Source organism: Mucilaginibacter sp. P4_C11 (genome assembly GCF_056402115.1).
The window spans coordinates 26004-48379 of the sequence record NZ_JBFUIA010000004.1; the positions used below are offsets into that span (position 1 = coordinate 26004).

Annotated in this window: 23 protein-coding genes; 8 read left to right on the top strand and 15 right to left on the bottom strand. The window is 43.3% G+C overall.

Going from position 1 to position 22376, the window contains the following annotated elements:
* Window positions 1-5 precede the first annotated feature (5 nt).
* On the bottom strand, window positions 6-536 hold the full coding sequence (locus AC1DU2_RS04740) for a DUF7935 family protein (protein WP_147055355.1): 531 nt from the start codon (window positions 534-536) through the stop codon (window positions 6-8).
* Between the two features lie 93 nt (window positions 537-629).
* Here AC1DU2_RS04740 and AC1DU2_RS04745 point away from each other — a divergent pair, with 93 nt between their 5' ends.
* Window positions 630-977 (top strand): HesB/IscA family protein, encoded by a 348-nt coding sequence (locus tag AC1DU2_RS04745; RefSeq protein WP_147055353.1) that lies wholly within the window; start codon window positions 630-632, stop codon window positions 975-977.
* Between the two features lie 122 nt (window positions 978-1099).
* Here the strand turns inward: AC1DU2_RS04745 and AC1DU2_RS04750 are convergent, their stop codons facing one another.
* Window positions 1100-1903 carry a peroxiredoxin family protein gene (locus AC1DU2_RS04750; RefSeq protein ID WP_477383043.1) on the bottom strand — a complete coding sequence of 268 codons (804 nt, stop codon included), beginning with the start codon at window positions 1901-1903 and terminating at the stop codon, window positions 1100-1102.
* 201 nt (window positions 1904-2104) lie between these two features.
* Here AC1DU2_RS04750 and AC1DU2_RS04755 point away from each other — a divergent pair, with 201 nt between their 5' ends.
* Window positions 2105-3343 carry an ABC transporter permease gene (locus tag AC1DU2_RS04755; RefSeq protein WP_477356419.1) on the top strand — a complete coding sequence of 413 codons (1239 nt, stop codon included), beginning with the start codon at window positions 2105-2107 and terminating at the stop codon, window positions 3341-3343.
* A gap of 125 nt (window positions 3344-3468) precedes the next feature.
* On the opposite strand, the gene AC1DU2_RS04760 is transcribed toward AC1DU2_RS04755, so the two are convergent.
* From AC1DU2_RS04760 to AC1DU2_RS04805, 10 genes are all read right to left on the bottom strand, one after another.
* A complete protein-coding gene (locus AC1DU2_RS04760) occupies window positions 3469-3933 on the bottom strand; it encodes a phosphatidylglycerophosphatase A family protein (protein ID WP_477383044.1) in 465 nt (154 codons plus the stop codon).
* 95 nt (window positions 3934-4028) lie between these two features.
* Complete coding sequence (locus AC1DU2_RS04765; protein ID WP_477383045.1) at window positions 4029-4847, bottom strand: TerC family protein; 819 nt, start codon at window positions 4845-4847, stop codon at window positions 4029-4031.
* Between the two features lie 37 nt (window positions 4848-4884).
* Window positions 4885-5847, bottom strand: coding sequence for a hypothetical protein (locus AC1DU2_RS04770; protein ID WP_477383047.1), 963 nt, complete (start codon window positions 5845-5847; stop codon window positions 4885-4887).
* A gap of 158 nt (window positions 5848-6005) precedes the next feature.
* A complete protein-coding gene (locus AC1DU2_RS04775; RefSeq protein WP_477383049.1) occupies window positions 6006-7148 on the bottom strand; it encodes a toxic anion resistance protein in 1143 nt (380 codons plus the stop codon).
* Window positions 7149-7254: 106 nt separating this feature from the next.
* Window positions 7255-7869, bottom strand: coding sequence for a TerD family protein (locus tag AC1DU2_RS04780; protein ID WP_477383051.1), 615 nt, complete (start codon window positions 7867-7869; stop codon window positions 7255-7257).
* A gap of 5 nt (window positions 7870-7874) precedes the next feature.
* Window positions 7875-8429 (bottom strand): TerD family protein, encoded by a 555-nt coding sequence (locus AC1DU2_RS04785; RefSeq protein WP_477383054.1) that lies wholly within the window; start codon window positions 8427-8429, stop codon window positions 7875-7877.
* Entirely contained in the window at window positions 8419-9264 is an 846-nt protein-coding gene (locus AC1DU2_RS04790; protein ID WP_477356405.1) for a phosphoribosyltransferase family protein, read from the bottom strand. The genes AC1DU2_RS04785 and AC1DU2_RS04790 overlap by 11 nt, the downstream gene beginning before the upstream one ends.
* A complete protein-coding gene (locus AC1DU2_RS04795) occupies window positions 9264-9956 on the bottom strand; it encodes an HAD family hydrolase (RefSeq protein ID WP_477383056.1) in 693 nt (230 codons plus the stop codon). The genes AC1DU2_RS04790 and AC1DU2_RS04795 overlap by 1 nt, the downstream gene beginning before the upstream one ends.
* Window positions 9957-10146: 190 nt before the next feature.
* Window positions 10147-10821, bottom strand: coding sequence for a TerD family protein (locus tag AC1DU2_RS04800; RefSeq protein ID WP_477383058.1), 675 nt, complete (start codon window positions 10819-10821; stop codon window positions 10147-10149).
* An 8-nt stretch (window positions 10822-10829) separates the two neighbouring features.
* Complete coding sequence (locus AC1DU2_RS04805) at window positions 10830-11405, bottom strand: TerD family protein (RefSeq protein WP_477383060.1); 576 nt, start codon at window positions 11403-11405, stop codon at window positions 10830-10832.
* 253 nt (window positions 11406-11658) lie between these two features.
* On the opposite strand from AC1DU2_RS04805, the gene AC1DU2_RS04810 reads away from it, so the two are divergent.
* From AC1DU2_RS04810 to AC1DU2_RS04820, 3 genes are all read left to right on the top strand, one after another.
* Entirely contained in the window at window positions 11659-12069 is a 411-nt protein-coding gene (locus tag AC1DU2_RS04810) for a DUF1801 domain-containing protein (RefSeq protein WP_477383062.1), read from the top strand.
* Window positions 12070-12300: 231 nt separating this feature from the next.
* Window positions 12301-14979 carry a ThuA domain-containing protein gene (locus AC1DU2_RS04815; protein WP_477383064.1) on the top strand — a complete coding sequence of 893 codons (2679 nt, stop codon included), beginning with the start codon at window positions 12301-12303 and terminating at the stop codon, window positions 14977-14979.
* Between the two features lie 163 nt (window positions 14980-15142).
* On the top strand, window positions 15143-15718 hold the full coding sequence (locus AC1DU2_RS04820; protein ID WP_477383066.1) for a DUF6438 domain-containing protein: 576 nt from the start codon (window positions 15143-15145) through the stop codon (window positions 15716-15718).
* Window positions 15719-16220: 502 nt separating this feature from the next.
* Here the strand turns inward: AC1DU2_RS04820 and recO are convergent.
* A complete protein-coding gene (recO, locus tag AC1DU2_RS04825) occupies window positions 16221-16946 on the bottom strand; it encodes a DNA repair protein RecO (RefSeq protein ID WP_477383069.1) in 726 nt (241 codons plus the stop codon).
* Window positions 16936-17304 (bottom strand): diacylglycerol kinase, encoded by a 369-nt coding sequence (locus AC1DU2_RS04830; protein WP_477356391.1) that lies wholly within the window; start codon window positions 17302-17304, stop codon window positions 16936-16938. The genes recO and AC1DU2_RS04830 overlap by 11 nt, the downstream gene beginning before the upstream one ends.
* Window positions 17305-17507: 203 nt before the next feature.
* On the opposite strand from AC1DU2_RS04830, the gene AC1DU2_RS04835 reads away from it, so the two are divergent.
* The 3 genes from AC1DU2_RS04835 (at window position 17508) to AC1DU2_RS04845 (ending at window position 21379) form a co-directional block, all read left to right on the top strand.
* Window positions 17508-19379: a M61 family metallopeptidase gene (locus tag AC1DU2_RS04835; RefSeq protein WP_477383071.1), complete on the top strand. Its 1872-nt coding sequence runs from the start codon at window positions 17508-17510 to the stop codon at window positions 19377-19379.
* 1 nt (window position 19380) lies between these two features.
* Window positions 19381-20679, top strand: a complete 1299-nt coding sequence (locus AC1DU2_RS04840; protein WP_477383074.1) for a M20/M25/M40 family metallo-hydrolase — start codon at window positions 19381-19383, stop codon at window positions 20677-20679.
* Between the two features lie 175 nt (window positions 20680-20854).
* Complete coding sequence (locus tag AC1DU2_RS04845) at window positions 20855-21379, top strand: AAA family ATPase (protein WP_477383076.1); 525 nt, start codon at window positions 20855-20857, stop codon at window positions 21377-21379.
* Window positions 21380-21440: 61 nt separating this feature from the next.
* Here AC1DU2_RS04845 and dapF read toward each other — a convergent pair whose 3' ends face one another.
* Window positions 21441-22226: a diaminopimelate epimerase gene (dapF, locus tag AC1DU2_RS04850; RefSeq protein WP_477383078.1), complete on the bottom strand. Its 786-nt coding sequence runs from the start codon at window positions 22224-22226 to the stop codon at window positions 21441-21443.
* Window positions 22227-22376: the final 150 nt, after the last annotated feature.

Here is a 22376-nt window from a genome sequence, read left to right on the forward strand (position 1 = left end):
GCGGTTTAAAATAATTCTTCCAGGTCCTGCCTTACCAGGTTAATGGCTATCTCATAAGGATCATCTTCAAGCTGGCTTAGGTGAATAAGCACCGTTTTGCTCAAATCCATGGCGGTGGCGTTTTGGGGAAGGCCTTTTACCGCGTTATTTACCAGGCTCAGGGTATCATCCTTCACCCTTTTCATAACAGCCCAAACCCGGCTGCTTACATAAATTTGCTGGGTAACGTTATGCTGAAACTCGGTACGGATTTCGTTAACGATAACAATATGTAAATCGGCAGCCGAAAGGCCACCCGCATTAAGGCGGATAAGCATATTGGCCGGGTTAATACGGTCAATAAATAACACAACGCGCTCGTAGGCCTGTAACCGTAAAGGCAGGGTTTGGCTACTTACACTGCGCTTAAGCTCCAGCAGCTGCACCTGGTTTTGTTTATCAAGATATGGCTTAACCAGGTAAAAGGCTATCCATATAACTCCGGCACCGGCTACCGTAAACTTTAAAATATCAAGTAAATATTGGGTTGTAAGCATGGTTATTAAAATGTTATACAGAGGTCATAAAATAGCTGTGGATGTAAAAATCCACATTTTACCTTATATTTGTATAGTTAAATATAAAATAAGATGAGTACTGCTGTTGAAATTTTACCGGTATCATTTACACCGGGCGCCGTTAAGGAACTTTTTAAGTTAAAGGATCAACAAGAGATTGGCGATGAATTTGGCCTGCGTGTTGGTGTTGAGGGTGGTGGCTGCTCGGGCATGAGCTACGTACTGGGTTTTGACCAGAAAAAGGATGGCGACCAGGAATTCATTATTGATGGTATAAAAGTATTTATGCACAAAGCCCACGGCATGTACCTGATGGGTATGCAGATAGATTTCCAGGATGGCTTAAACGCCCGTGGCTTTACATTTAACAACCCTAACGCTGCAAGCAGCTGCGGTTGCGGAACATCATTCTCGGTATAAGGATAGAGCCAAGATTCAAGACGAAGAATATCAACGAGTGGATTAGATATAACGTAATCCAAATCGATATTTTCTATCAGCCAGGTATACAGGCAGCCCAATGGGTTGCCTTTTTGCTTTCCTCACAGTATTCTATCAATAGTTTTTTTCATCCAATATGGAGCGCTGGGCGATCGCCCAACCCAATGCATAGCTACCTTTCCTGTTTTATCAAGTATAAGATTAGTAGGGTAAAGTTCGATGCCATATCGTTTGGCCAAAAAGCCACCTTCGGCTATAATCTGATAATTGAGAGGCGTATCATCCATGAATTTTTTTATATAGCTTTTTACATCCAGCGATACAGATACAAAGACAACATTATCATTCCCCTTATAGCGGGCAACAACATCATTTAACTCGGGCACTTCCTGCATACAACCCGGACAGCCAATAAAGAAAAAATTAAGCACAACAACTTTGCCGCGCAAATCTTTCAATGATATTCTGTTTCCGTTGATGTCATGGCTGGTGAATGATGAAATCTCTTCCCCTACTTTAAAATAAGCCGATTCGTTGGGCTTAGGCCAGGCGGCCATATAGTCGTAAGGGTCGCTGTCGGGCGTAGTTAGCGCAGGCATTTCCGTGGCATTATCTTCCTTTGGCGCCGGAGCATCGTGAATAATGTTTGGGGGTTGGTTGCCTTTTATAATTATAAACTGATTATTAATATTATTCCAATCCGCGGGCCAAATGGAATATTTCCTGCTAACCACCAACTTATTCCATTCTGCCATGGGGTATATCCTCCCGGTCGAATCTTTAACCACCGATTTTTTATCCAATGCCCAGCTTATGGTTTTTGTGCTTGTTTTAACAGCATCCTGGGCGCGGGACACCGCGGTAAGGGCGGTTAGCATAACCAGTAAGCAGATGTTTCTGATCATAAATGAGGCTTCCGTGTAAACATTTAAGGATTTTGATTTCATAAGGCGGTAAACTAACGGTAAGATATTATTTATTGAGCAAATAGTCAATGGTATTTAACCCGCGAATTTGATTATTGCACCCGCAATAAAAACATTTTTGATGCTGTAACAAATTGGTATAGTGTTTAGTCATACGGTCAAGTTTTTTATTTTGATAGCATGCCGGTAAAAACCTCCTACAGAGAAAATATTTCAATAGCGTTACAATCCATTGCCGGTAACAGGCTGCGTACATCGCTTACGGCTTTAATTATCGCTATTGGTATAATGGCCCTGGTGAGTATTTTAACGGCTATTGAGGGGATACGGCAGTTTACCAATGATGCCTTTGCCGATTTGGGCGCCAACTCCTTTACCATTCAAAACCGCGGCGAAGGGTTGAATTTTGGTAACGGCGGTCACCGCAAAATGTACCCGCCCATTACTTACGACCAGGCCGATCGTTTTAAAAAAACATTTAAACTGCCCGTTATCATTGCCGTTAATATTGATGTTACCGGCACCGCTGTAGCTAAATTCGGCAGCGAAAAAACAAACCAAAATATTTCGATATCCGGGTCAAACGAAAACTACCTGGCCACCAGTGGTAAAAAACTTTCCTTCGGCCGTAACTTTTCAACTTCGGAGTTGGAGCATGGTTCAAACGTGGTGCTTATTGGCGACGAGATTAAGCAAAAGCTTTTTAAACACTCCGACCCGGTTAACCAAAACGTTTTTATTGGTGGCAACAAGTATAAAATAGTTGGCGTAATTGCCTCAAAGGGTTCAAGTTCATTTGGTGGCGATAAGTTTTGCATTATCCCGATATTAAAAGCCAAGCAAATTGACACCAATAGAAATGCGTCCTACACAGTTACCGTTAAAGTGAAAGGCCCCGGTGCTTTGGACGCTACCATTGGCGAGGCTACCTCGTTGTTCAGAAATGTACGCAGCCTGAACGTAGCCAACCAGGATAATTTTGAAATATCACGAAGCGATTCGATCCAGAAAGAACTATCAGGGCAGCTGGCCGGGATTACCGCTGGTGGATTTGCCATTAGTATCATAACGCTGATTGGCGCCGCCATTGGGCTTATGAATATTATGCTGGTATCGGTAACCGAACGCACCCGCGAAATTGGTGTGCGTAAAGCCATAGGCGCCACACCGGCCGTAATACGTAAACAGTTTTTAATTGAGGCGATAGTAATATGCCTTATAGGCGGGGCCGCGGGTATAGTATTAGGTATGGCCGCCGGTAACGTCATCGCGGTTCAGATAAGCGGAACCTTTGCCGTGCCATGGGGATGGCTAATATTCGCGGTTGTACTTTGTACATTCATTGGGTTGATTTCTGGTTACTACCCGGCTAAAAAGGCCGCAAAGTTAGACCCGGTTGAAGCCCTGCGATACGAATAAGCCGAAAGCAGAAGGCTTAAGGCTGAAAGCGGGAATAAAAAAGGATAACCCACTGTAATTCTTATCATAATAAAAATGCCGCAGGTTGTTAACAAGCGGCATTTTGCATTAATACGTATTTTTAATTATCCGCCAAACTTCAGCCATATAAAATAGCCTATCCAAAGCACGGCGTTGGAATATATGCCTGCCAGTACATCGTCCATCATTACACCGGTACCACTGGGCAGGGCCTCCATTTTACGGATACCAAGCGGTTTAACAATATCAAAAAAGCGGAACAGCACCAGCCCGCCCAATAAAATATAAAGGTTTTGCGGCAAAAATAACACCGAGATGAGCATACCGGCAACTTCATCTATCACCACACGCGAACTATCTTCGCCCCAATCCGGCTCAACCTTGTTGCTCACGTATACCCCCCAAAGGGTAATAACGATGGTTATAGCCAGTAAATAAAACGGATTTTGTAAAGTGGGAAATTGCCACAACAGCCAAATGCCGCCGCAGGTAACTATAGCTGCATAAGTGCCCCCGCCTTTTAAAAAACCGATGCCGAATATCGAGGCTATTATTTTGTTAAAGTTCATTGTCGTTCGTTCATTTGTTCATTGGTGCGTAGTTTGTTAGCCTAACTTACGGCTGGCCATTTTTGCCAACTGCTAACTGAAAACCGCCAACTGAACTACTGGTTATCCAAAACGTCTTCGGCAGCTTCGGCTACTTCCGGTTCGATGGTGTGGCGTTTGGGGAAGTTGAATAGCAGCGATGTTAATACAGGTATAATGAATATGGCTACGGTAAATACCGATGTAGCTATATCTGCACCCTCGCCTTCCATCATTTTGGAGAAACCCGTTTCCGGGTAAAAGTGGATGTATAATGATGTCGATAATTTCAAGCCCAATACACCTATCACAATAAATGCTACAGTCTCCAGGAAAGTAAATTTTTCCATCAGCTTAACAAAGGCCTGGGCAACAAAACGCATAGCCAGTATACCGATGAATACGCCTATGTAAATCAAAACCACGTGATCCGTAAAAGCTACTGCAGCAAATACGTTATCAATAGAGAAGGCCAGGTCCATTAATTCAACTAATGCAACGGTGGCCCAAAATACCCCAAATACACCTACTGTTGATTTATATAACCAGTTTTTGCTTTTGTCAACTTCTTCTCCTTCGCCACCTGCGTTTGCAGCCTGAATTTTACCTTTAAAATAATCAAAGCAAAGGTATAACAGGTATAAGCCTCCAATAGGTTTTAGCCACCATATTTTTACCAGCCACGCGGCCAGGAAAAGGCAAACGCCGCGCAATACATAAGCGCCAATGATACCATAACGTAAAGCTTTTTTACGCTGATCTTTCGGAAGATCGAGCACCATCGTTGCAAGCACGGCAGCGTTATCTACAGATAGCAAACTCTCTATCAGGATCAGGTTTAAAATAATGAGCAGGCCGGCTTTAATGTCGGGGCCTAATATTGTATGTAAATCCATATAAACAGGTAATGTGTTTTTGTTAAGGTTAAATAAACTAAATTAAATCGGTATTGAGCATGCTTTTTAAAATATTGGCTTGCACATCAATATTGCTGATATTATCCAGGAAGGTGATATCCGAGATTTTTTTATAATTATCGGCAAGCAGGGCGGCAATCTCTGGCGGCATGTTGGCTTTCATCGCAGCGGCGTTGCCTTCAAGCCTGTCGTTCTTGTCTTTCAGCTCATACATTAGCCGCTCTTTTTTCGACATATTGGTGGTCATATCCAGTCCGGCTATTTTTGCAACGTCAAAAAACACAAACAGGTTATCTCCTGGCGCATATATAAAATACCTGTCTGCATCAATAAATTTGTAAACCTCAATAACCTGTGCTCCCGATTTTAACCCGCAATAAAATTCTGTTTTAAAATCATATTTGCACAACACCCCCATCAGCTTACGCTGAATTTTGGCGTATTCATTTTTGTAAACATCAGCCAGGCTAAAGGCCGTCACCTCTTCCATCAGATCGGTGCTGATGGTGTAAAAAAAATCAGCCGCAAACCTTGAGCTAAAGGCGTTGATGTTTTTGGACAACGGATTTTCTGTTGAACTGTCCGACAATACCTGGAACAGCTTGCGCAACGACAAATTGATCTTGAGTGCCTGCCTTTGCTTTTCAAGGTTGAAGTTCGCAAGTGTATAAGTGGGATCGTTCAGCCGCTCAATCATTTCGCGGTTAATCTGAATCTCGTCAAACAACAGACTTACATTGGTCTCGTTGTTCTTTTTGATCTTTCGGAGTAGATCTATGAGGCTTTGCGTAAACTGGAGGTGGAACAGGTCGAGTTTATTGATATCCAACTCGGGGTTGGCCTCAAACAGTTTATGGATCACCTGGCTGCGCAGGTAAATTTTATAAATCATATCGTCGCCAAAAAATACAGAAAGCAGTTGCAGCTTACTGAGCATCCGGTTACTCTGATTTAAAATATTTAACCTGTTTTCGTCCATGAATCAAGTACAAATTTACGAAAAAAGAAACCCCACCCAAACCCTCCCCCGAAGGGCAGGGCTTTAAATGCAAATCGCCTGTGTTCTCACAGGCGATGGGTAAATTATGTCATTGCGAGCGCAGTGCGGCTATTACATAAAGGACGACGGGGCTTCGCTTACGCGTTAGTCACATGCTTTTTCAACTCTGTTTCCAGTGTCTGTAATTCGGTGTTAAGTACCTTCCTGTTGGCAGTACCTTCATCGTGAATTCGTTTTACCTCGGTAAGGGTTTCAATCAGCGATGCTGTTGTGCGTTTCAGCGTATCCAGGGATACTACCGTTTTTTCGTTCTCGCGGGCAACGTCGATGCTGTTTTGTTTAAGCAGCTCGGCATTTTTTTGCAGGATGGTGTTGGTGGTGTCTGATATCTTTTTCTGCATCTCCACATTTTCCTTTTGCCTGTTTAGGGCAACGGCAATGGTGAGCTGGTTTTTCCAAACCGGGATAGTGGTTGATACGATAGATTGCGCTTTCTCGGCTATGGTAGTGTTATTGCTTTGCACCACGCGAATTTGCGCCAATGATTGCATCATGATAAACCTTACTACCTTTAAATCGGCAAGGCGTTTATCCAGGCGGTTCACAAAATCGCGCAGGTCGGCAATTTCGTAATCGTTATAGGCTGATGGGTTGGCGTCCATTTGCGCCAATTGCTCGTTTAGTTCATTGTACTTTAACTGGCCCGAGATAATCAACTCCTCCATTTGGTGGATGTAAGTTACGTTACTGTCAAACATGGTTTGCAACGAACTGTTATCCTTTAGTGAATTAACACGACCAGCCTTTATCTTATTGGTTATCTTATCGATGTTGTTAATCACGGTATCGTATTTCTGGAAAAGCTTTTTGGCATCAAATACCAGCTTTTTCATGAAAGGGATATGCGAAATAAATGAAGTGAACGCGTTTTGGTTCAGCTCATCTACATCAATATAGTTCAGTTCGGTAAGCAGGTCGTTTATCAGTAAACCAACCTCGCCGGAGTTATAGGTACGTACCGAAGTTAAAAAGTTGTTACTATACTTCTCCATCGAAGCCTGCACATCGGTGCCATAGTTCAGGATGGAGTTAACATCCTTAGGGTCTAGGGCCTTGGCCACTTCGCTGTACTTTTGAACTTCGGTAGGTGTAATGTTAGCTAAATCTACATTACCCTCCTTATCCAGCAATTTTACAGGAGTTGTTGTTCCCGGAGCCGGAGTTATATCCAGGGTAACCGGGGTTATATTTATCGGGTTATTATTTGGTGAGCCTTCCATTTTCTTGAGTTTTAAGTTATGGGTATTGAGTTATGAGTTGTAAGTAATGATTTGATTATTCGGTTTTAGCTTCTACTAAAAACTCATAACTCACCACTCAAAACTATTATAAATAATTATTGGTAACAGTTTTAACGGTTTCTTCCAGTTTGCGGTCGCGGGTTGGTTCGCCAATGGCATTAAATTTCCATTCGCCGTTCTTTTTATAAAAAACGCCCATAACCATGGCAACATGGCCGGCAAAATCTTTGCTGTGTGCAATATCATAGGTAGCAAACACTTCGTTTACGCGGGTTGGCGTACCTTCATAAATGCGGATAGACGCAAAAGGAATAGTGCCGAAATCCTGTCCACGGAAACTGTTCAGCATAAATGCCACATAGGTTACCGATGCAGGCAAGCCCGGAAGATTTACTGTGATCACTTCATTGTCAATGCCGTCATTACCATTAATGTCACCTGTAAGATCATCGCCGCTATGTTTTACCGAACCATCTTTTGATTTTAAGTTGCCGAAGTAGATCACGTCTACCAGGCGTTTACTTTCGTCAAACAGGGCGCAGCTGGCGTCAAGGTCAACCGCTTCTTTGGTTACGCCAAAGCCAAAAAGGCCTTTTTTTTCAATGGCTCCCCAGTTTATGCCGACGCAAACACTTTGTAATTTGCTGCCGTTACTTTTCTCGAGACTGATGCGTTGTCCCTTTTGAAGATTAATTGCCATAGCCGTTATTGATATTTGTTTAAATAATCCTGCAGGCCGCCTTTCATGCCAACGCCAACAGCTTCAAATTTCCAGTTGTTATCTTTTTTATAGATGCGGCCAAACTCGACAGCAGTTTCTATCGAGAAATCCTCTTCCAGCTCGTACTTCAAAATATCGGCGCCCGTTTCGGCATCAAATATCCTGATGAAGGAGTTGCGTACCTGGCCAAAGTTTTGTTTGCGCGCCTCGGCCTCGTGAATAGTTACGACGATGCAAATTTCCGAGATTTTATTATCTGCCTTTGATAGGTCTACCTTTATCTGCTCGTCGTCACCATCGCCGGCACCGGTAAGGTTGTCGCCGGTATGCTCAACCGCGCCGTCCGGCGATACTACATTGTTATAAAACACAAAATATTCGTCGGCCAACAATCTTTTATTGTCGCCTAAAATAAAAACAGAGGCGTCTAAATCGAATGCGCTGCCTGTTGATGAACTATTAGTATCCCAGCCCAGCCCTATGGTGAATTTTGGGGCATGGATGCTTTCGCGCTGGCCTTTTTGCAAATTAATTGCCATGTTTAATCAGATTTTTATTGTTTATAAATAGGTTTTGGCTAATAAAGTTAAGGTTTGGGGCATAGGTATCAATGGTATGGTAACCATTGCCCAAAGCCATATCATATAGCAAGTTTACAAAATCCATTGTTTGGTTTTGTATAAAAATGCTAAAGCAATCGGTATTGTAATTCAGGATGTATTTAACTATGCGGGTATTAATGGCAAAACTGCCGCTTTGTATAATGGGCTCCAGGTCGAAAATGGTTTTCACCTGGTGGTAGTTTAAAAAATTCTCGATGTTAGGGTGGATGTTTTTATTCACCAGTTCGGCAAAGTACAGCATGTAAATATCATTGCTTAGTCCGTATGCGTTCACCATTTTCATGATCATGCGCTCATGGCTGCCGGTTATTTTAATGTCATCCAAAAATATCAGCGTTTTACCGGTCAAAAAATCCTTATCGATATGGAACGAATCGTTACCTATCAGGTTCATCCTTTGCTCGGCATTCAGTTCGCCGTAGTCTTCCTTATACGTAATGGTGCGGTGTACCTTGGTTTCCTGCACTACCGCGTATCCGTGTTGTGCCAGCCAGCGGTTAAGCCCGTACACAAACCATGTTTTCATGGCGAAGGTGGCCGTTGGGATAAACGAGTAAGGACTTGATATTACTACAATTTGCTGCGATACAGGCTGTTTTGACAAAACATGATCAATAAAACTATCAGCAAGGGCACAACCAAACTCGCGGGCTACAGCTTCATCGCCAAATTTGAAACGGCTGTAGCTATCCGGGCAAAAGCCGAAGCGGCTATCGTTATCAACATGATGTAATGAGTAGGTAGCGTTCATTAGCTTAATAAGGCTAAAATAGATTGGTTGTTTGAGTTGATGAGCAAACTTTTTATACCTGCTGCATGGGCGCCTTCAATATCAGCCTTAGCGTTATCGCCTATATGGATGATATCGTTTAAACGAATATCCTTATTTATATTGACTTGTTTGATATTTTTCAACATTAATTCAAACAAAGCCGGGTTTGGCTTCGACATCGCCACCTCATCCGAGTACAGCTGAAAATCAAAGTAATTGCTCATCTTTAATTCCGCCAGTACCTTTCTTAATGTTGTTCCTTTTATAAAACCGGTATTGCTTAACAAGCTAAAGGTACTACCTGTTTTATCTTTTAGATGCTGCAACGAGGAAATTGTTACAGGCGAGTATACCAGCGGCATATAATAGAACAACAGCTTCTCCATATCCAGGTACAGCTTGCCGGTATCAATATCCGATAAGCTTAGCTGGTTATCATTAATCAGGCTAATTACCATCAGGTACATCTCATCGGCATCAATGTTTTTGCCTGTATTTTCGTTTACGGCGTTGCACATCAAATCAACCTGCCTGAAAGCCTTGGCCACCTCATCTACACTTTTGCCCATCGGGTTAAAATCCCGGTGAAAAATTTTGGTGCGCTCTATTTTAAAATAAGGATTTGATTTGATCAGCGTAAGCCAAAGATCGAAGGAGTAGTGTTGGTACATTGCAGGCGGTGTAGGTTGTACGTGATACGTTGTAAGTTATACGTTTTGCCCAATTGGCGATATAGAGGTACAACTAAATTTCAATATTGTTAGCAGTTCTGAATATAGATATTACGCCGTATATTGTAAGTTATACGTTGTTTTACCAAACAGGCACGTACAACGTATAACTTACAACGTTCAACACAATTCAATACTGTTTAAGTAACTCTAAAAAATTATCTGTTGCAAACGGTTCGCCAATGGCGCGGAATTTCCAGGTGCCGTCTTTTCGGTACACTTCGGCAAATTTCATGGAGCACATGCCGTTATAGGTGGCATCGCCCGAGAGGCTGAATTTGGCTATCTCTTTGCCGTGATTATCAACTGCACGGATAAAGGCGTTCTCTACCATACCAAAATGCTGGTTGTTCCTTTGCCCCTGGTATATAGCAACGATAAATAAAATGCGGTCGTATTTCGGATCAAGCGAATCCAGTTTTACGATAATCTGCTCATCATCGCCATCGCCCGCACCTGTACGGTTATCGCCGGTTAGCCAAATATGGTTTGATGGGTGGCGCATGGAGTTAAAATACACCACATCGCCCTCATATAAATTTATTTTATTGCCGTTTTGTTTTTGAAAGGTGCGGCCCCTGTTGGCCACATGGCCGTTTTTATCCAGCAGGAAAGCAATGGCATCCAGGTCGTATTCCACCTCTTCGTTGCCGCCGCCAAATAGTTTACCTAAAAAACCTCCGCCGCCGCGACTTTGCCTTACATCCCAACCTAAGCCAATGGTTACCGACGACAAATCGAAGCTTTCGCCTTTATCATTTTTACGAAGGTCAATTGTTTGACCTTTTACCAGATTAATTGCCATTGCTTTGCTTATTTAATAATTTGCCCTTTAAAATATTTACTTAAAAAGAAGGCAAGGTCCTCTTTGTAACCCACGCCCGATGCCTCAAACTTCCAGGCCCCGTTGCGGCGGTATAAGCGCCCAAACTCAACGGCTGTTTCGATAGAAAAATCCTCACCCAGCTCGTATTTGCAAACTTCGCTACCGGTTTGCTCGTCAATAATACGGATATAGGAATCGCGTACCTGCCCAAAGTTTTGCCTGCGGGGTTGTGCTTCGTGGATGGTTACCACAAATAATATCTCCTGTATTTTGGCGTCAACTTTAGTTAAATCAATGTTGATGGATTCGTCGTCGCCGCCATCGCTGTTGCCGCCCGAGGGATCATCGCCGGTGTGGTGAACGGCGCCGTCCGGCGAATCTACGTTGTTATAAAAAACGAAGAACTCGTCTTCGGGTACAAACCTGTTGCCATCTATCATGATAGCCGATACATCCAGGTCAAAATCATAACCTGTGCCTTCATTTGGGTTCCAGCCCAAACCAACTGTCATTTTCGACAGTCCGATATCTATTTTTTGTCCTTTTTGAAGATTAATAGCCATTGTAAAATGTATTTATATATTGACAAGCAGGCCGCGTAATTGTTACGAAAATGGCCGCGAATTTTGCTTAACTAAGGTTTAAAATGCAGAACTAAGGTATATGTTTTTTTGAAATACAGTATGAAATAAAAATGAAGGAGAAGCCTCCACTAAAGGGCGAAACCCTCATTAGCTCCTTCAAAGTAAATTAAATGCTAATAATCCTTCCCGATATTCAACATATTTGTATAACCTTATTAACCTGCAAATAATTATGGCCAAATTACCGCCCAAAACAAACACCCGACTGGTAACCGAATATATTGAAAAACTGGATGCCCTGGTTGCCCAAATTGTACAGGCCATCAGGCAGATAGTTTTAAGCATGGACCCTGAAATTAGAGAAGAGGTAAAATGGAATGCCCCCAGCTTTTTGTACACCGGCGAAATGAAGCCCTTTAACCCTAAAGAATATAAAAGGTATATCATTGTCATGAACCTGCATAAGCGCATTTTGCTGGTTTTTCCCAGCGGGGCAAAAGTTAATGATAACACAGGGCTTTTAGAAGGCGACTATGCGGATGGCCGCCGCCTTATATATATTAAGGATATAGATGATTTAAAAAGCAAAGAAACGGGCATCAAAAAAGTGATATCAGGCTGGCTTGCCCTGGTCGAGAAATAAGCACGGTTAATTTTAAAAAAAAACTCCTTGTTTTTTTGACTCTGACGATATTTCTTTTTTTTAACATTGTACACAAATACTCATTTTCTATCCAGGCAAACCATCTTGTTATTAACTTGTAATATTTGCGATACTAAAGTTACGCAATCGATGGAAATGCCTATATTCAGCCGATTTTAACCACAAATCAAAAACCCAGGCAAGTACCACTAAAACCTTTCAATATTATCTATGCGATTAAAAACTTCCTTACTGCTGGCACTATCCGTGCTGGTATTTAACTTCAGCAAAATAGTTGTTAAGCCCAAAATTCTGGTATTCACTAAAACATCTGGTTATCACCATGCATCCATTGCGGCAGGTTCTGCGGCTATCATTAAACTTGGTGCCGAAAATGATTTTTCGGTTGATACCACATCCAACGCTGCAAAAATCAGCGAAGCCAATCTTAGCCAATACGCCGCAGTTGTTTTCCTGAGCACTACCGGCTATATGCTTAACAATTATCAGCAGGCCGACCTGGAACGCTATATGCAGGCAGGCGGCAATTTTGTTGGCGTGCATGCCGCCGCCGATGCCGAATACGACTGGCAATGGTACGGCCGTTTGGTGGGTGCCTACTTTGACAGCCACCCTGCTATGCAGGAGGCCATATTAAAAGTGGTGGATAAAAAACATCCCTCAACCCGCGCTTTGCCCGATGAATGGAAAAGAACAGATGAGTGGTACAACTTTAAAAAGATTAGCAAAAACGTGCATGTGCTTATTAAAATTGACGAAAACAGCTATAAAGGCGGCATCAACGGCGATAACCACCCAATGGCCTGGTATCATGACTTTGAAAACGGCCGCGCTTTTTATACAGAACTTGGTCATACCGACGAATCATACAGCGACCCGGTATATTTAGGCCACCTGCTGGGCGGTATTAAATATGCTATTGGCGACAATAAAAAACTTGATTACTCCAAATGTACCACGCTGCGCGTGCCCGAGGAAAACCGTTTTGTAAGAACATCCCTTATTCAGGGCACTTTTTATGAGCCTACGGAAATGACCATTTTGCCCAACCTGGATATTTTGGTAGCCCAGCGCCGCGGCGAAATCATGCTGTTTAAGAATGCCACCAAAACCATTAAGCAGGTTGGCTTTCTGAACGCTTATTTTAAAACGCTGCACACCAAAGGGGTAAATGCCGAAGAGGGTGTTTTAGGCATCCAGGCCGATCCGGATTTTAAAACCAACCACTACGTTTACATTTATTACAGCCCGGCAGATACTTCGGTAAACCGCTTATCGCGCTTTACGCTTACGGGTGATACTATTGATAATAAATCCGAAAAAATCGTATTGCAGTTATATTCTCAGCGCGAAATTTGCTGCCATACGGGTGGCTCCATAGCGTTTGGGCCAGATCATTTGCTGTTTGTATCTACCGGCGATAATACTACGCCATTTGACGAAGGCAAAAAACTGCCGCATGATACGCACGCATTTGCACCATTGGATGATCGCCCGGAACATATCAATCATGATTCCAGGCGCTCTGCCGGGAATACCAACGATTTAAGGGGCAAAATCCTGAGGATAAAAATAAAAAGCGATGGTACTTATACTATCCCGGATGGCAATCTGTTTAAACCGGGCACAGCGGGTACCCGTCCCGAAATTTATGTAATGGGCGACCGAAACCCATACCGTATAGCGGTTGATAAAAAGAACGACTACCTGTACTGGGGCGAAGTAGGCCCCGATGCCAATAACGACAGCTTAGCCACTCGTGGGCCCCGTGGTTATGATGAATTTAACCAGGCTAAAGCAGCAGGCTTCTTCGGTTGGCCGTTGTTTATTGGCCCCAATATCCCGTACCACGCTTATAACTATGAAACCGGCGAATCGGGGCCGAATTTTGACCCGCTGCACCCCATAAATGATTCCAGGAACAATACAGGCTTAAGAGAACTGCCGCCTGCACAACCTGCATTTATATGGTACCCTTATGGCGAATCGAAAGATTTCCCGCAAGTTGGCTCTGGCGGGCGTACCACTATGGCCGGCCCCATTTACTATACCGACTTGTATCCTAAAGCAACTCGCCTACCCGAATATTATAACAAAAAAGTATTTTTTTATGATTGGATCCGCGGCTGGATAAAGGTACTTACCCTGCAACCCAATGGCGACCTTGACAAAATGGAACCATTTATGGCCACTACCAAATTCAACTCTCCTATTGATATGGAAACCGGCCCCGATGGCAAAATTTATGTACTTGAATATGGCTCGGGCTGGTTTACCAAAAACAAGGATGCCGGTTTGGCCCGCATTGATTACAACACCGGTAACCGCGCGCCCGAAGTAAAAAGCATTACGGCAAATAAAGCTTTTGGTAAATTGCCTTTAGCGGTAACTTTTACCGCAACGGCAACCGATCCGGAAAATAACACAATGACATACACCTGGAACCTGGGCAACGGTATCAAAAAAACAACGGCCTTCCCAAAACTGATTTACACCTATACCAAAAAAGGCAACTACAACGTATCTGTGGAGGTTAAAGATGATGAAGGCGCAGCTACGTTAAGTAAAACCACCCCGGTATTAGCCGGCCAGGATTCGCCCGATATGAAACTAAAAATGGCTAACATTAAGGCTAACGCCGCAGGAATGACCTTAATGATGTCGTTAGATTGCAAGGCCTGCCACAAGGTAGCCGAAAAATCTGTAGGCCCGGCATTTACCGACGTTGCTAAAAAGTACCCAAAAAACGCGACATCAACCGCGCACCTTGTTAAAAAGATAGCAACCGGTGGTCACGGCGTTTGGGGCGATGTGGATATGCCCGCACACCCTAACCTAAAACCGTCCGAGATTAAACAAATAGTGAACTGGGTATACTCGCTTAAATAACCCGCTCTTATTTAATACCAACAAATCCGGCTTGCAAAACAGGCCGGATTTGTTGGTTTTGGGAGCAGTATTTTACACCCAAGTTATAGGCCGCATTGAAATTGCCGATATAAATGACAACTTTAGCATAGCCGATATAGTGGGCAATTTTAATTAAGATGTAATGGAATCACGCAAAAGTTTGTTTGTTAATGGTATTGTTCTGGTGCTGTTTTTAGTGGGATTGCTCACGGCCTGCAATAAGCCGTTAGCCCCCAGGAACAACGAGATAACCAAAATAGAAATTGCCACAGGCGAGTGCTTTGGCCCTTGCCAGTTCACTGCTACAAGTATAGATAGTTCGCTCAACTTTAAATTTTATGGTGGTAAGCTTTTGCCGGGCAAGAAAAGGAAAGTTATTAAAGGTTATTATTCGGGTACAATAAGCAAACAAACCTGGGATACATTGAACATGAAGCTGGAAGCTATTCATTATAAAAAACTTGCCAGCCACTATGACAATAGCGCCGACGATCAAACTTTGGAGCTGATTATTTATTACCAGGGAAAGGTAAAGCGCATCACGGCCCAGTCTGTTAGTTTGCCAGATAGCGTTAATAAGGTTTTTTATTGGCTGGCCGACAAATACAAAAGCGTCAAGATCACGCCTGCCAAAGACCCCTTCAAATTTGATGTAACGTTGCAATACCTCCGTGTGGATAGTATTAAATTTCCGCCATCAACTAAGCAAATGAAATAATATTTATGCCATTTTTCATCCCGGCCAATGATAGACCGATGCCTAAACTCCTGACAACTACAGCCAAAAGGCGGTCATTTTTTGAGCATTTTGATTGAAAAAATGGCAAAATAAGGGCCTTTTTTTCAAAAAACACGCTTTTTTCATCAAAATATGGTGTTTTTTCATAAAAATGAAGCTTTTTTTGCCAAAAATTAGTCTACTAACCCTATAGTGCTTATATTTGTCCTAATTGTTATTATCGATCTAACCAATTAGTTCTTTATGGTAAATAATGAGGTCAGTCAACTTAAAAAAAAAGAGAGAGCCACCTGGCTATCTCTTTTTTTGTTTTAGGCATGTTTTAATGCTTAATAATGCATCCAACCGGCAATAATAATATTCAGTAGTGCCATAGCATAACCCAGCTTTTTAGGAGTGGGGAGAGCTTTCAACTCAAACGGTATTGGATTATAAAGAAGATCTTTTTTTGACTTAGAACTTACTACTTCCGACTCATGGATTAAGAAAGAACCTCCTCCAGCACGTCGCCGGAGCGGATACTGCCAAAACCTTCAATATGCAGGGCATAATACTCCATTAACTTCTGGATAAGGTATCGCCGCTCGTCGTTACTAAATTTTAATTGATCCATACTTTCAAAACTGCATTTGAGTAGTCGGCTAAAGTTTTGCGTATGCGGCGGCGACAGGTACATTACAGTATCGGGCTTATATTTGCTGAACGTACCGTTCTTCAGGTCAAAATAGTCGGCATGGTCAATCAGGGCCCTGTCAGGATAAAAGCCCAGGTAGCGTGTAAGCCGGGCTAAAAACAGCAGGTGAAAGTTGGCTACATTGCCGGTTTGATGGTCGAGCCACTCTATCGCGCTAAAAACAAAATCAAAAATATTCTCGTCGGCCGACTGCTGTTTAATGGATTTGTATAGCACCTCGTTTAAAAAAATGGCGATGCAGCTTTTGATCACATCATAAGGGATGCTTTGTAAAACAGGTGAATTTTTAAGCTCGGCTATACGTTGCACACTGCCGGTGTTTTTATGATAAACCACCAAATCAAGCAGGTGCAAAGGCTGCAGCATATTGCGGCCTATTTTTGCTTTTGGCTTTTTGGCCCCATTAATGATGTATGATTGTAGGCCAAATTTCTCGGTAAAAATTTGCACAATTACGCTGCTTTCGCCATAATCGGTGGCTTTAAATACTATACCACGGGTTTTATGCAGCATGCCTTACCAGTAAAATAAGTTTTGGTAAAAATATTACGATGCCTGTTATAAGCGCAAATAAGGCCGCAATTACCACTGCGCTGGCGCAAACATCTTTAACCCTGCCCGCCATTTCATTATAATCCGGTGATACCAGGTCGGTTAATGTTTCAATCCCGGTATTTAAAAGTTCAATTGCCAGCACCAGGGCAATTGCAAGCATAATCCATTGCCATTCTGTAAAGGCGATATGGAGCGCAAAGCCCAACATCACCGCAATAAAAGCCAATACCAGGTGTATCCTGAAATTAGGCTGCGTTGCTGTAGCATACCTTAACCCCTTAAAAGCAAAACCAAAACTGCGTATCAGTCTTTTCATAATTCAAAAATACGTGTAATTGGTGTAACTGATATATTAAAGATTCTTCTGTGAAAAACGGCAAGGCAAACCCCGTAAAACTTGGCGGCTTTACGCCTCTGCGTGAAAATACAATAATGATAGGGCCAACACCTTCTGTAATGATATTGATATATTACAATTTGGCCGATTAGTTGTAATTTCATCGCTGCTAATCATAATACATGAAAAAAACATTACTATTCGCGTTTGCCTCCCTGCTTTCGGCTGCTGCCATAGCCCAGCAGGATGCACCAAAAGCTATTTATTATTCAATATCGTTCCCTAATGCCGCCCATCACGAGGCCGAGATTACCATGACCATTCCGCAGGCCCCAACCGGCCCTTTGCTGGTAAGGATGAGCCGCTCATCTGCCGGCCGCTATGCCACGCATGAATTTGGTAAAAATATTTATAACGTTGCTGCTACCGATGTAAACGGCAAGGCCCTTGAATTGAAGCAAGTTGAAGGTGATGTTTACTCGATAGAGGAGCATCCATCCACCGTAAAAGTAACCTATACCCTTTTTGGCAACTGGACAGATGGCACCTACGCCAGCATCGACCCAAGCCACGCCCACCTGAACATGCCCGCCACTTTTATGTGGGTTGTTGGGCAGGATAAAAGGCCTGTTACCTTCCAGTTTAACGATTTGGATAAATATGGCTGGCATGTAGCTACCCAGCTAAAACACGAGGATAAAAACGTGTACAGCGCCCCCAACCTGCAATACATGATGGATTGCCCAACCGAACTGTCTGATTATAAAATTGCCAGCTGGGATGTGATTAATTATGATAATAAAAAAGAAAAGATAAACCTTACCGTTCACTCCGATGACAGCCAGGCCGTGATAGATAATTTTGGCAAAATGGTTGCCCGGATGGTACAGGAAGAAAAAGCCGTATTTGGCGAATTCCCGGCCTACGATTATGGCGAATATACTTTTATCAGCGACATTCACCCAACCACCTCAGGCGATGGGATGGAACATCGTAACTCAACCTGCATTACCATACCAGCCCCTAAAGTTGAAGGGCTGGAAAAACGACTGCTGGGCGTTTACGCGCACGAATACTTCCATAGCTGGAATGTGAAACGCATCCGCCCCAAAACATTGGAGCCGTTTAATTTTGAACATGCCAACATGAGCAGCGAACTTTGGTTTGCCGAAGGCTTTACCCAATACTACGGCGAGCTGCTGCTGGTACGCTCAGGCTTTATTGATCTTGATGATTATACCGGCACTGTAGCTGGCCTGGTAAACCAGGTACTAAACACCCCTGCCGCCGCTAAATATCCGGCAACCCAAATGAGCCGTTATTCTGTATACGCCGATGCCGGTGTTTCTATCGATCCTAACAATAACGCCAACGATTTTACCAGTTACTACACCTATGGCGGCGCCATAGCCCTTGCGCTTGACTTGCGCCTGCGCAGCGATTTTAACATTACGCTCGACGACTATATGCGCCAGGTTTGGCTAAGCCGCGGTAAGGTAATGAAACCTTATACCGTACCCGATTTGCAAACCGACCTGGGCAAAGTAACTAACCCCAAATTTGCCGCCGACTTTTTCAGGAAATACATTACCGGCATCGATAAAAATAATTACGAAGAGTTATTGGCCAAAGCTGGTTTGGTATTACGCAAAATTAACCCCGAAAAAGGCTGGGCAGGATCATTGGCAACCACCGCCGGCCGTGGCAGGGCAGGCCAGCCGCGTGCAGGTAATGCCGAAGGCTTGCCGATACTATCAAGTACCATTATTGGCTCGCCGGTATATAAGGCAGGCCTTGATGCAGGTGACGTGATATTAAAAGTAAACGGCGCTGACATTAAAGACCAGAAAGGATTTGACGACCAGCTTACCGATAAAAAACCGGGCGACAAGCTTACTATAAATTATAAAAACCGCACCGGCAGCCACGAAACAACCATTGTATTAGAGGCAAATCCTAATTTTGAAGTAGTTACCTTTGAAAAAACAGGCAAGCCATTATCAAAAGAACAGGAAACATTCCGCAACAATTGGTTGCAATCAAAAGTTAAATAACATGAAAAAGATTTTTATAGTAACCGTAGCATTATCAGCAATTACCACGTTGGGTTTTGCCCAAAATGTAAATAAGCTGATTAAAGAAAAAAATGTTGGCCGTATTATTAAAACCCTATCGGCCGATGATATGCAGGGTCGTGCAACCTTTTCGCCCGGCATCGAAAAAGCAGCCAAATTTATTGAAGGCGAGTTTAACAGCATTGGCCTAACGCCGCTGGCTGGTAACACCGGTTTCAGGCAGGATTTTAAGATGATCCGTTCTTCCCCAGTTAAATTAACACTGAGCATTAACGGCAAAAGCATTGCGGCCGATAGCGCCTTTGCAACAGGAAGCGAATCATTTAGCTGGGCCACCAACGCCGATGTGCAGGTGGTAGAGGTAACCGGCGATAAAAATTTCAGGCAGGAGTACGGCGCCATTACACGCAGCGGTAAAAAATCGCTGGTGCTGGTTGACCCTAAATTTAAAGATTTGTTTACCCGCGTACGCGGATTTAGCGGCAGGGGCAGCGTAACCTTTAAAGGTAAGGCTACAACCCCTGTTATATTTGTATTGGGGACTTTTGATAAAGTAACCACGTTTGATGCAAGTTACGAAACCAAAAGCGAAGAACTTCCTTTGTTTAACGTTGCAGGCATGATCCCCGGTAAAACCAAACCGGAAGAGTTTGTAGTATTCTCGGGGCATTATGACCACCTGGGTATCCTTAAACCTATGGAAGGCGACAGCATTGCCAATGGTGCAGACGACGATGCATCGGGCACAACGGCTGTAATATCATTGGCTAAATATTATAAAAAGCTAAAAAACAATGCTCGCACCCTCATTTTTGTAGCTTTTTGTGCCGAAGAAATTGGCGGTTACGGATCGCAATACTTCTCGGGCCAGGTGAACCCCGATAAAACGGTTGCCATGTTTAATATCGAAATGATTGGCAAGGCATCAAAATTCGGCCAAAACTCGGCATTTATTACCGGTTATGAGCGTTCGGATTTCGGCAAGATCCTGCAAAAAAACCTGGATGGCACTGCCTTTAAGTTTTACCCGGACCCCTATCCTGAGCAGGATTTGTTTTACCGGAGCGATAATGCAACACTGGCCAGGCTTGGCGTACCGGCGCACACCATATCAACCGATCAGATAGATATCGACAAGTTATACCATACCGTAAAAGATGAGTTTAGCTCTTTGGATGTAAGTAATATTACGTCAACCATCAGGGCAATTGCGCTAAGTTCACGCAGTATTGTTGCCGGTACAGATACCCCAACAAGGATAGCAAAACTGGAGCGGTAATAGATTTCGCAAACAATCAAGAAAAAAAAGGCTTGTGCGATTCCTTCCTTGGGGAAGGGGGAGGAAGGGGTTTAGGCTACTGATAAGTAAGGCGGCGAAACCCCTCCCTGCCACCGCGCAGATCGCCGCGCCCCTCCCCAGGGAGGGAATTTAGCTCCAATATTTAGGTTCCACAATGTCCCACGTATTCAAAATAGCAGTAGTAGGTCCCGAGTCGACAGGAAAATCAACCATGTCTGATTATTTGGCAGGGCATTATCAAACCATCGCCGTACCCGAGTATGCGCGTGGCTATTGCGAAAAGCTGACAGCGCCCTGCACCTGGCAAGATGAGATTAATATGTTTTACGGCCAACTGGCTTTGGAAGAACAGTTGCTGCCCATGGCCAACAAGATACTGATCTGCGATACCACCTTTATCACCGTAAAAATATGGAGCGAAGAAATGTTCGGCCGCTCGCCCCAGGAAGTATTGGACGAATTGCCCCGGCACCCTTACGATTTATACCTACTACTCAACATCGATTTGCCCTGGCAGGACGATCCCTTACGCAATTTCCCTACCAAGCGGGAGTATTTTATGGATGTTTGGCATAAAGAACTGGGCGCCCTGAATGCCAATTATATGCTGATATCAGGCATCGGAACCGATAGGTATGAAAGCGCCGTAAAGGCGTTAGATGCGTTTTTGGCAAAATGACATAACTAAAATACTCCCTACAAAATAACGTGTCAGTAAGCCCTTAGTTATTTAATCAAAGTTATACCTCTACTACCCCATCAAATACCTGCACCGCGGGGCCTTCCAAAAATATATCGGTAAAAACCTTGCCATCGTAATCAAAACGAATATTAAGGTTGCCTCCCAATACTTTTATCGGGGTATCAATATGCCCGGTTTGCTGGTTGTGGCTTGCCATAGCAAGCGCTACCGCGGTAACACCTGTGCCACAGGCAAAGGTTTCATCCTCTACCCCCCGTTCAAAAGTGCGCACAAAGTACCCGTCATCGGTTGGTTCAACAAAATTTACATTGATGCCTTTCTCGCGGTAGGTAGCGTTGTTACGGATCACTTTACCTTCATGAAAAACATCCCGGTGGACAAGGTCATCAACCAATTTAACGTAATGGGGCGATCCGGTGTTGAGTACATAGGCATCCAGGTCGGTGTTTAGCTCTTTTACATCTATCATTTGCAGGCTTACCCAATCCCCTTCCGATGAAATTTTGGCATAATGAGGGCCATCAACCGCCAAAAATTCAGTTTCGCTGTCAATCACACCTAAAAATTTTGCAAAAGCTACAATACAGCGGCCACCGTTGCCGCACATGCTGCTGGGCTGGCCGTCGGCATTATAATAAACCATCTCAAAATCAAAGCCTTCCTTATTTTGCAAAAACATCATACCGTCGCCGCCAATTCCAAAACGGCGGTCGCACAGGCCGGCAATCAGCTTAGGATCGTTATGATCTACTATATTTTCGCGGTTATCAACCAGTATAAAATCGTTACCGGCACCCTGGTATTTATAAAATCGTATCTTCACAATAATGTCATTTAGTATCAATTACTTACCTCAAACAAATCGTTATTAAGTATGGTTGTGGTTAAGTAAAATCATTTTAACAAATTTTAACAAAAAACCTGATAACTTATCGTTGCTTATGTCGTCTATATGGTATTAAATTTGATTTGT

Excerpts from the sequence above, each read along its gene's own strand:
- AC1DU2_RS04835 (WP_477383071.1), top strand. The coding sequence starts at position 17,508 with ATGAAAAAAACATTACTATTCGCGTTTGCCTCCCTGCTTTCGGCTGCT.
- AC1DU2_RS04845 (WP_477383076.1), top strand. The coding sequence starts at position 20,855 with ATGTCCCACGTATTCAAAATAGCAGTAGTAGGTCCCGAGTCGACAGGA.
- AC1DU2_RS04770 (WP_477383047.1), bottom strand. The coding sequence starts at position 5,847 with ATGGACGAAAACAGGTTAAATATTTTAAATCAGAGTAACCGGATGCTC.
- AC1DU2_RS04775 (WP_477383049.1), bottom strand. The coding sequence starts at position 7,148 with ATGGAAGGCTCACCAAATAATAACCCGATAAATATAACCCCGGTTACC.
- AC1DU2_RS04760 (WP_477383044.1), bottom strand. The coding sequence starts at position 3,933 with ATGAACTTTAACAAAATAATAGCCTCGATATTCGGCATCGGTTTTTTA.
- AC1DU2_RS04815 (WP_477383064.1), top strand. The coding sequence starts at position 12,301 with ATGCGATTAAAAACTTCCTTACTGCTGGCACTATCCGTGCTGGTATTT.
- AC1DU2_RS04740 (WP_147055355.1), bottom strand. The coding sequence starts at position 536 with ATGCTTACAACCCAATATTTACTTGATATTTTAAAGTTTACGGTAGCC.
- AC1DU2_RS04765 (WP_477383045.1), bottom strand. The coding sequence starts at position 4,847 with ATGGATTTACATACAATATTAGGCCCCGACATTAAAGCCGGCCTGCTC.
- AC1DU2_RS04810 (WP_477383062.1), top strand. The coding sequence starts at position 11,659 with ATGGCCAAATTACCGCCCAAAACAAACACCCGACTGGTAACCGAATAT.
- AC1DU2_RS04790 (WP_477356405.1), bottom strand. The coding sequence starts at position 9,264 with ATGAACGCTACCTACTCATTACATCATGTTGATAACGATAGCCGCTTC.
- AC1DU2_RS04750 (WP_477383043.1), bottom strand. The coding sequence starts at position 1,903 with ATGATCAGAAACATCTGCTTACTGGTTATGCTAACCGCCCTTACCGCG.
- AC1DU2_RS04830 (WP_477356391.1), bottom strand. The coding sequence starts at position 17,304 with ATGAAAAGACTGATACGCAGTTTTGGTTTTGCTTTTAAGGGGTTAAGG.
- AC1DU2_RS04755 (WP_477356419.1), top strand. The coding sequence starts at position 2,105 with ATGCCGGTAAAAACCTCCTACAGAGAAAATATTTCAATAGCGTTACAA.
- AC1DU2_RS04795 (WP_477383056.1), bottom strand. The coding sequence starts at position 9,956 with ATGTACCAACACTACTCCTTCGATCTTTGGCTTACGCTGATCAAATCA.
- AC1DU2_RS04840 (WP_477383074.1), top strand. The coding sequence starts at position 19,381 with ATGAAAAAGATTTTTATAGTAACCGTAGCATTATCAGCAATTACCACG.
- AC1DU2_RS04780 (WP_477383051.1), bottom strand. The coding sequence starts at position 7,869 with ATGGCAATTAATCTTCAAAAGGGACAACGCATCAGTCTCGAGAAAAGT.
- AC1DU2_RS04745 (WP_147055353.1), top strand. The coding sequence starts at position 630 with ATGAGTACTGCTGTTGAAATTTTACCGGTATCATTTACACCGGGCGCC.
- AC1DU2_RS04800 (WP_477383058.1), bottom strand. The coding sequence starts at position 10,821 with ATGGCAATTAATCTGGTAAAAGGTCAAACAATTGACCTTCGTAAAAAT.
- AC1DU2_RS04820 (WP_477383066.1), top strand. The coding sequence starts at position 15,143 with ATGGAATCACGCAAAAGTTTGTTTGTTAATGGTATTGTTCTGGTGCTG.
- AC1DU2_RS04785 (WP_477383054.1), bottom strand. The coding sequence starts at position 8,429 with ATGGCAATTAATTTGCAAAAAGGCCAGCGCGAAAGCATCCATGCCCCA.
- recO (WP_477383069.1), bottom strand. The coding sequence starts at position 16,946 with ATGCTGCATAAAACCCGTGGTATAGTATTTAAAGCCACCGATTATGGC.
- AC1DU2_RS04805 (WP_477383060.1), bottom strand. The coding sequence starts at position 11,405 with ATGGCTATTAATCTTCAAAAAGGACAAAAAATAGATATCGGACTGTCG.